The sequence below is a fragment of the Clostridium sp. genome, assembly GCF_051654825.1.
In the GTDB taxonomy this organism is placed as follows: Bacteria; Bacillota; Clostridia; order Clostridiales; family Clostridiaceae; genus Clostridium.
The window spans coordinates 1-7,694 of the sequence record NZ_JBOFYU010000223.1; the positions used below are offsets into that span (position 1 = coordinate 1).

The window sequence follows — 7,694 nt, forward strand, 5'->3', positions numbered from 1 at the left end:
CAAGAAATCAAATTAACTGGTATTTTTCACTACCAATAGCTGTTGCAGCAATAAGTAGCATATTTGCAGTAAGATCATTGTTTACAGGACTTATGACAACAGCTATGAAAGCAGAGGTCAGTAAGTTAATGTCTCTTTCAATTCCTGTTATTATAGTAATATGTATGGTAGAATTACTTTATATGTATTTAGTAAAGAAAAATAGTGATAAGAATATTTTAAACATTATGGAGATAAAAAGAGACGATAATTAGAGGTGATAAGTGTGAAGAAGATTGTAATTATAGAAGATGAACTTTTTATGAGGGAAGAGCTTCAATATATTTTAGATAAGGAAGGTTATGATACCTATTGTATAACGAAATTTCCTAATGTAGTAGATGAGATTATAGCTTCTTCACCAGATCTTATATTATTAGATTTAAATTTACCAGGAATATCTGGTTTTGAAATATGTAAGGAAGTTAGGCATAAAAGTAATGTTCCAATACTTGTTCTAACAGGGCGTGATCAAATGAAAGATGAGCTGCATGCCCTTAATATTGGCGCAGATGAATATATAAACAAACCGTGCCATAAAGAACGTTTATTAGCTAGACTAACTAATTTGTTAAGACGTTTAGATGATAGAAAATATTTTACAGAAATAAAAGGTATTAAATTAGATTTACAAACCTACGCTATAAATGTTAAAGGAAAAGCTACTATTTTGCCTGAAAATCAAGGAAAGATAATGGAGTTATTACTTGAAAATTATCAAGAACTTGTTACGAAAGAAATCTTATTAAGTAAGCTCTGGGGTACAACAGAATATGTTGATGAAAATGCTATTCATGTAAATATGACAAGGCTTAAGAAATCTTTGCATAATTTAAGTACAGATTATAAGATTATTACAATTAGGGGAAAGGGATATTCCTTAAAGCATATAGGAGATAAGAATAATGATTAAAAAGCTAAAGGGAATATTAATGAAAAATAGTCTTTGGATTATTGTTATACTTATATTAAATTTTATATTTGGTGGATTATTATGGATTAGCAATGATAAGGCTTTTGCTTATATTTTTCCAACCATGATTATTGGATCACTGATTGTATATTGTGCTACTACATTTATTATTTATAAAAAAGACTTAAAGAGAGAAGAAGCCATTAGTAACTTTTTAAATGAACCTACTAAAGATAAAGAAAATGAAATCGTAAGGTTATTTTATTATGAAGAAGCTAAGGTTATTAGAGATATAGGTACAATTTTAAGAGAAAATAAAAATATTATAAATTCTAATAATCAAGAATTTAATGAGTATGAGGAATATGTAGAAGCTTGGGCTCATGAGATAAAAAACCCCTTAGGATTAATGACATTTATTTTAGATAATCGAAAAGATGAATTATCACCGATTGTTTATAAAAGATTACAATATGTAAGAACAAAGATGCAAGAGGATATAGAAAGAATGCTTTATTACGCAAGAATGAAATCTGCTTGCAATGATTACTTCTTTAAAGAGTTATGTTTGCAAGAGTGTTGCGAAGAGATAATTGAAGAATATAAAGTAATATTGATTGAAAAAGGGATTGAAGTAATGTTAGATATGGACAATTACAAAGTTGTATCTGATAAAAAAGGTCTTCAATTTATAATAAGGCAAATAATCAGCAATGCAGTTAAGTATACAGACTATGAAAAAGTTAAGCCTAAGATATATATAACTGCTGAAGAGAGTCCAGAAAATATAAAGCTTAATATAAGAGACAATGGTATTGGAGTCAAGTCGTATGACTTGCCATTTATATTTGATAAAGGTTTTACTGGAGAAATAGGGCAGCAAAGAAAAAATTCTACTGGAATGGGCTTATATTTAGCAAAACAAGTATCTAAAGGTTTGAAAATTGAACTTGATACAAATGAGAAATATGATAATGGATTTGAAATCATATTAATATTTCCCATTATCACCAAACTATAAATGACAAGGCTATTATAAAGTTATAAAAATTAACTTGATAATAGCCATTTTTATTGAATTGTGCTACAAATCCTTATACAAAAAATACAGCTTGCACTAATTTATAAGTTACACTAATTTAAAATGGTAATGAATTAAAATCTACTTCTATTAATATTATAAGAGCTAACTAAGATAATTAACTTTATTAAATAGAATAAGATTTATTACTTTTTATTATCAGAAATAGTAATAAAAATCTTTGAATAAACATCTTCAATATTTCTTTTGTTTTTATGTAAGCGTTTCTTTTACGCTTACGATTAAAATCGATACCCTTAGTAATATTTAAACCATAATTATAGGTCAAATAACTCATATAAATTAATACTATTAGCAAATTTTTAACATATTTAAAACCTTAAACATTTAGGTTGGAATAAAATAGGATGGCACTTATTACCGACATAATTGTATATATCTTATCTTGTGCCTACTGTTTTAAAATCAACAAGTTCCCAACCCCAGATATCAAAGTTGTATTTTAATGTTACTTCCATATCTACTCTTCCATCTTTATTATATGGTGCAATTTCTACCTTTGTGGAATCAAAGTCACCTTCTTCAGTAATAACGCATAATGAATCTACATATGTAGTTGCAAAGGCATGTTTAATTCCATCATATTCAAAGAATCCCTTCCCGTAAATATCATTGCTTAAGTTGTTTAAAAAGCTTTCTCCTGCTGAAAATAAAGGTTTCAATCCTAAATTTTTAGTATATATTACCTTATCCACATACCAACCTTTTTTGTATTTTAAAGTAACTTTACCATATAAATTAACATAAGCAGCAGGATAGCTAACTGAATTAGCTATATCTACATCTAAGACTCCATAATCTAGGTTTTTTATATCAACTATATAAAAATCTCCCAAAGAAGAAGGTTCATATGGAACAGATTTTTTTACTTCTTCAAAGGCAGTCTTTTCAACAAGATCATCATCTATTAATAAATTATATATTTCATCTTGAGTAATATCTGTTGGTTTATTTAAAATATTATAAACTACTGTCCATGATATACTTATTACTAATATTGCAAATAAAAGATAGGTTACAACAAGCTTCCATTTGCTAGATTTATAATAATCTTTTTGGGGTTTAAAAATAATTCTATCGCTATATTTATCCATAACATTTTCCTTTATATACATATTTTGTGATATACTAATTATATTAAATTATTGCTTTAAAGTATAGGAGGATTTTATGAAAATAAAATTTAGATATAGTAAAAATGATTATATTGAATTGTTATTATCGAAAAATAGCGATAACACTGTTATTAAAAGATCTAAGCTTTTCTATAAAATAATATTACCTTTGTTAATAATAATATTATTTTCACTAGTTTGGGAGGCAATTACACCTAATTATCTTGTAGTATTAATAATATCAATGATATTAATTATATTTTGGCTTATATTCAGTGGGTCTATTTATGATCATAATCAAAGAAGAATGTTGCTGAAGCTTGCCGATAAAGAGCTTACAAATAATATTGAGTACATAAAAGATACTACTATAACCTTAACTGATGATGGTATTATTAAAGAAATTGAAGGTATGTATTCTAAACTTGATTGGTCATTTGTAAATACTATTTTAGTTACAAATAATAATATTTTTATAAACCTTATATCTAATGGAATTATAAATATTCCTAAAAGAATTTTCAATTCACCAGATGAGGAAAGTGTATTTCTTAAATATATAGATGAGCGTATTAATATAAATACTGGTCTTCAAATTGATGATTCTAATATTTCTGATATAGACAATTATTAGACTTTAAAGTTAAAATACATAAATAAGCTAAGAAGTATAGTTATTAATAAATAACAACATTTCTTAGCTTATTTTATTGAGAAAGATATATTATGGGATATAATATAGAGAGTAGAAAATACAATTAAAGTTGTATTAGTTCAAAAATAATAAGTTTATCAATGCAAGAAGAAAATTTAATTGCATAAGGAGTATTTATGACGCTAGAAGAACTAATAAATAATAATTATAATAAGCTAACAAAAAATGAGCTCAATATATATCAATTTATTTTAAATAACAGGGAGCTATGTGAAGAAATATCAAGTGAAAACTTAGCTAAGGAATGTTACATATCAAGAACAACCTTGCTTAGATTTTGCAGAAAGTTAGGATTGAATTCATTTGCAGAGTTAAAATATATTTTAAAGTTAAAATCTAAAAAAACAGATAAGCAAGAAAGTATTGATATAAAAAAAGCATGTAGTATATATCATAATACTATAGATGAAATTAAAGAACGTAACTATGATGATATCTGTAAATTAATATATAATTCTCAAATCATATATATTTATGGGACAGGCAACGCACAAAAGGCTGAAGCAGAAGAGTTTAAGCGAATATTCTTATCAGCAGGAAAATGTGTTATTGATTTATTTGATTTAGGTGAAATTGAATTTGCAAAGACTAAATTTACAGACAATGATTTATTTGTGATTTTATCACTTTCAGGTGAAACTGTTGAAGGGATAAATATATTAAAATCTATAGAAACTACAAGTATAAACGTTTTATCTATTACACGCTTTCAAAATAATAGTATAGCAAGAATGTGCAAAAATAACCTTTATGTAGGAACTAAAATGCTTTATGGTATGAAAAATTTATCATATGAAATTACAGCAGCATTTTATGTATTAATTGATATGTTATTTGTAAATTATATAGAATATATTAGGGGGCTGGATAAATGAATATACAAGAACTAATGAATACCTATTATTCTAATTTAAATGAAAATGATAAAGAAATTTGCAAATACATTTTAAATAATAAAGCCTATTGTCATAAGCTTTCAATAGAAGAGTTTGCAAAGGAATGTAATATATCAACTACAACTTTATTTAGGTTTACAAAAAAGATATCTTTATCTGGATTTAGTGAACTTAAGGTTAGACTTCGTTTAGAAGAGGAAAGGGGTACAAATGAAACAACAGATTTTTTAGAGGTTGTTACAGATAGTTATCATAAGGTAGTTGATGATATTGAAAATCGTGATTGTACTAATATATTTGAAAAAATATATAATGCAAAGAGAATTATTGTATATGGAAGTGGATACTCTCAAGCTAGAGTTGCAAGCGAGTTTAAAAGAATATTTCTACCTACAGAAAAGATAATTTTTAATATGCATGGTCATGATATGGTTGAAGCTGTTGGAGCACTAGCAAATGATGATGATTTTGTAATAATAATGTCTCTTTCAGGAGAGTCAAGTGCTGTTATTGAGCTGGTAGAAAATTTAAGATTAAAGGGTGTAAGCACATTATCTATAACAAGAATGATGAATAATACAGTTGCATCTTTATGTGATGAGAACCTTTATATTAATTCAATAGAACTGCCAAAGGAATATAGATTAAACTATGAAATTTCTACACCGTATTTTATATTAATAGAGATATTATTTTTAAAGTATCAAAAGTATTTATTAGAGCTATAAATTATCATTTATTAATAGAAATAGAAGATAAAATAAGAATGTACATTTTTTCATAAAGTGAAATTGGGAACTAAGTAAGTACATATTTTTTAAAGGAGGTAATCGTATTGATTGCCTTTTTTTTATTTGTTATCATAACGTTGTCAGTAAGTGAGGTGAGCAAAGGGTGAGCCAAATAATATTTTTTGATATTGATGGTACATTAAGAGATGAAGTTTATGGAATACCAGCTACTGCTAAGGATGCAGTAAGAATGATAAAAGATAATGGTATTTATGTTGTTTTATGTACTGGAAGGCCAATAGGAGTAATACAAGATGATGTAATAGAATTAGAATTCGATGGAATTATAGCAAGCGGGGGAGCCCATATTGAGTTTAAGAATAAGATAATCGAAAAATCTTATTTCAAAGAAAGTGAAATTGATAGAGCTAGTTTATATTTTAAAAATACGGAGTATAAAACAGCTTTTACATTTGAAACAAATGATAACGTTTTTATGAATTATGAAGCTGTTAAAGTATTAAATTATCTTAATGATGAAAAGTTTAAAATATTAAATGAGGAAGAAAAAAAGATAGTAAAAGATAATGAAAAAATAATTTATAAAGATAATATAAAGGATTTTAATAGTAAAGAGCATAAAGTAAATAAAATTTGTTTATGGACCCAAAGATATGTTTATGAAAAGCTTAAAGGCATATTTAAAGAAGATGGATTTCAGTTAGCCCAAAGCTTTGAATATGATGATGTTAATTATTATGAAATAATTCAAAACAACTGTAATAAGGGACAAGCTATTAAAAGATTATGTGAATATTTAAATATCCCAACAAAAAATGCTGTAGCTTTTGGAGATGGAAGAAATGATATAGACATGTTTAAGGCAGTGGGAACAGCAATTGGAGTTGGTGGAGGTAGTAAGGAAATATTAGAATATGTTCATTCTACCTGTGAAAGTGTTATGATGGATGGAATTTACTTAGAACTAAAGAGAAGAAATATAATATAAGGGAGTGCAGATAATGAAAAAACAATGGTGGCAAAAGGAAGTAGTTTATCAGATATATCCAAAGAGCTTTAATGACAGTAATAATGATGGTATTGGAGATATTAAGGGGATAACTGAAAAATTAGATTATTTAAGTGATTTAGGTGTAACAATGCTTTGGATTTGTCCAATATATAAATCTCCTATGGATGATAATGGTTATGATATAAGTGATTATTTTGATTTAGCACCTGAATTTGGAACTATGGAAGACTTAGAGGAGCTAATTTCAAAGGGGAAGGAAAAAGGGATAAAGATAATACTAGATTTAGTTATAAATCATACTTCAGATGAGCACAAGTGGTTTGAAGAAGCTATTAATAATCCTGATAGCAAGTATCATGACTACTACATATTTAAAGATGGAGCAGAAGTTCCAAATAACTGGAGATCAGTATTTGGTGGAAGTGTATGGGAAAAAGTAAAGGATAGAAATGAATATTACTTCCATGCTTTTGGGAAAAAGCAACCAGATTTAAATTGGGAAAATGAAGATTTACGTAAATCTTTATATGATATGGTAAACTACTGGTTAGATAAAGGAATTGCAGGATTTAGAATAGATGCAATAACATTTATAAAAAAGGACTTAACTTTTAAAAGCTTAGAAGCAGATGGTGTTGATGGATTAGTTAAATGTACTAAGACTTCAAGAAACCAAAAAGGAATTGAAAAGTTTTTACATGAACTTAAGAGAGAAACCTTTGATAAGCATAATTGCGTTACAGTAGCTGAAGCACCAGGTGTATCTTATGATGAACTAGATGACTTTATTGGGGAAAATGGATATTTTTCAATGATTTTTGATTTTAAATATGCAGACCTTGATGTAGCATCAGGTAGTGAGTGGTTTAAGAGAGTAAATTGGACAGTTAAGGACTTAAGAGATAAAATAATGGCTAGCCAAATGGCTATAAATAAGTTTGGATGGGGTGCAAATTTTATTGAAAATCATGACCAACCAAGATCTACTACAAAATATTTATTAGATAGAGAAGATAATGAAGATGCAATAAAAATGTTAGGAGCTATGTATTTCTTATTAAGAGGGACACCATTTATATATCAAGGACAAGAGCTTGGGATGACAAACTTTGAAAGAAAATCAATAGAAGAGTTTAATGATATATCAAGT

The 7,694-nt window shown here is 26.9% G+C and carries 8 protein-coding genes and 1 pseudogene; 8 read left to right on the plus strand and 1 reads right to left on the minus strand.

Annotated elements, in window-relative coordinates; genetic code table 11:
• The 3 genes and pseudogenes from ACRDBA_RS13430 to ACRDBA_RS13440 all read left to right on the plus strand — a co-directional run.
• A pseudogene (locus tag ACRDBA_RS13430) lies at positions 1 to 254 on the plus strand (ABC transporter permease); the annotation flags it as partial.
• 11 nt (positions 255 to 265) lie between these two features.
• A complete protein-coding gene (locus tag ACRDBA_RS13435) occupies positions 266 to 952 on the plus strand; it encodes a response regulator transcription factor (protein WP_438573438.1) in 687 nt (228 codons plus the stop codon).
• On the plus strand, positions 945 to 1,973 hold the full coding sequence (locus ACRDBA_RS13440) for a sensor histidine kinase (protein WP_438573439.1): 1,029 nt from the start codon (positions 945 to 947) through the stop codon (positions 1,971 to 1,973). The genes ACRDBA_RS13435 and ACRDBA_RS13440 overlap by 8 nt, the downstream gene beginning before the upstream one ends.
• 461 nt (positions 1,974 to 2,434) lie before the next feature.
• On the opposite strand, the gene ACRDBA_RS13445 is transcribed toward ACRDBA_RS13440, so the two are convergent.
• Complete coding sequence (locus ACRDBA_RS13445) at positions 2,435 to 3,148, minus strand: hypothetical protein (RefSeq protein WP_438573440.1); 714 nt, start codon at positions 3,146 to 3,148, stop codon at positions 2,435 to 2,437.
• 76 nt (positions 3,149 to 3,224) lie between these two features.
• Between ACRDBA_RS13445 and ACRDBA_RS13450 the strand changes: the two genes are divergently transcribed.
• The 5 genes from ACRDBA_RS13450 to ACRDBA_RS13470 form a co-directional block, all read left to right on the plus strand.
• Positions 3,225 to 3,803, plus strand: coding sequence for a YcxB family protein (locus ACRDBA_RS13450; protein WP_438573441.1), 579 nt, complete (start codon positions 3,225 to 3,227; stop codon positions 3,801 to 3,803).
• A 197-nt stretch (positions 3,804 to 4,000) separates the two neighbouring features.
• Entirely contained in the window at positions 4,001 to 4,759 is a 759-nt protein-coding gene (locus ACRDBA_RS13455; RefSeq protein ID WP_438573442.1) for a MurR/RpiR family transcriptional regulator, read from the plus strand.
• Positions 4,756 to 5,508: a MurR/RpiR family transcriptional regulator gene (locus ACRDBA_RS13460; protein WP_438573443.1), complete on the plus strand. Its 753-nt coding sequence runs from the start codon at positions 4,756 to 4,758 to the stop codon at positions 5,506 to 5,508. The genes ACRDBA_RS13455 and ACRDBA_RS13460 overlap by 4 nt, the downstream gene beginning before the upstream one ends.
• A gap of 166 nt (positions 5,509 to 5,674) precedes the next feature.
• Positions 5,675 to 6,520, plus strand: coding sequence for a Cof-type HAD-IIB family hydrolase (locus tag ACRDBA_RS13465; protein WP_438573444.1), 846 nt, complete (start codon positions 5,675 to 5,677; stop codon positions 6,518 to 6,520).
• 13 nt (positions 6,521 to 6,533) lie between these two features.
• The coding region (locus ACRDBA_RS13470) for an alpha-glucosidase (protein ID WP_438573445.1) at positions 6,534 to 7,694 on the plus strand (1,161 nt) is incomplete at its 3' end.

What these genes read in the sequence shown, in the direction of transcription:
- ACRDBA_RS13455 (WP_438573442.1), top strand. Translation starts at nt 4,001, where the DNA reads ATGACGCTAGAAGAACTAATAAATAATAATTATAATAAGCTAACAAAA.
- ACRDBA_RS13445 (WP_438573440.1), bottom strand. Translation starts at nt 3,148, where the DNA reads ATGGATAAATATAGCGATAGAATTATTTTTAAACCCCAAAAAGATTAT.
- ACRDBA_RS13440 (WP_438573439.1), top strand. Translation starts at nt 945, where the DNA reads ATGATTAAAAAGCTAAAGGGAATATTAATGAAAAATAGTCTTTGGATT.
- ACRDBA_RS13460 (WP_438573443.1), top strand. Translation starts at nt 4,756, where the DNA reads ATGAATATACAAGAACTAATGAATACCTATTATTCTAATTTAAATGAA.
- ACRDBA_RS13450 (WP_438573441.1), top strand. Translation starts at nt 3,225, where the DNA reads ATGAAAATAAAATTTAGATATAGTAAAAATGATTATATTGAATTGTTA.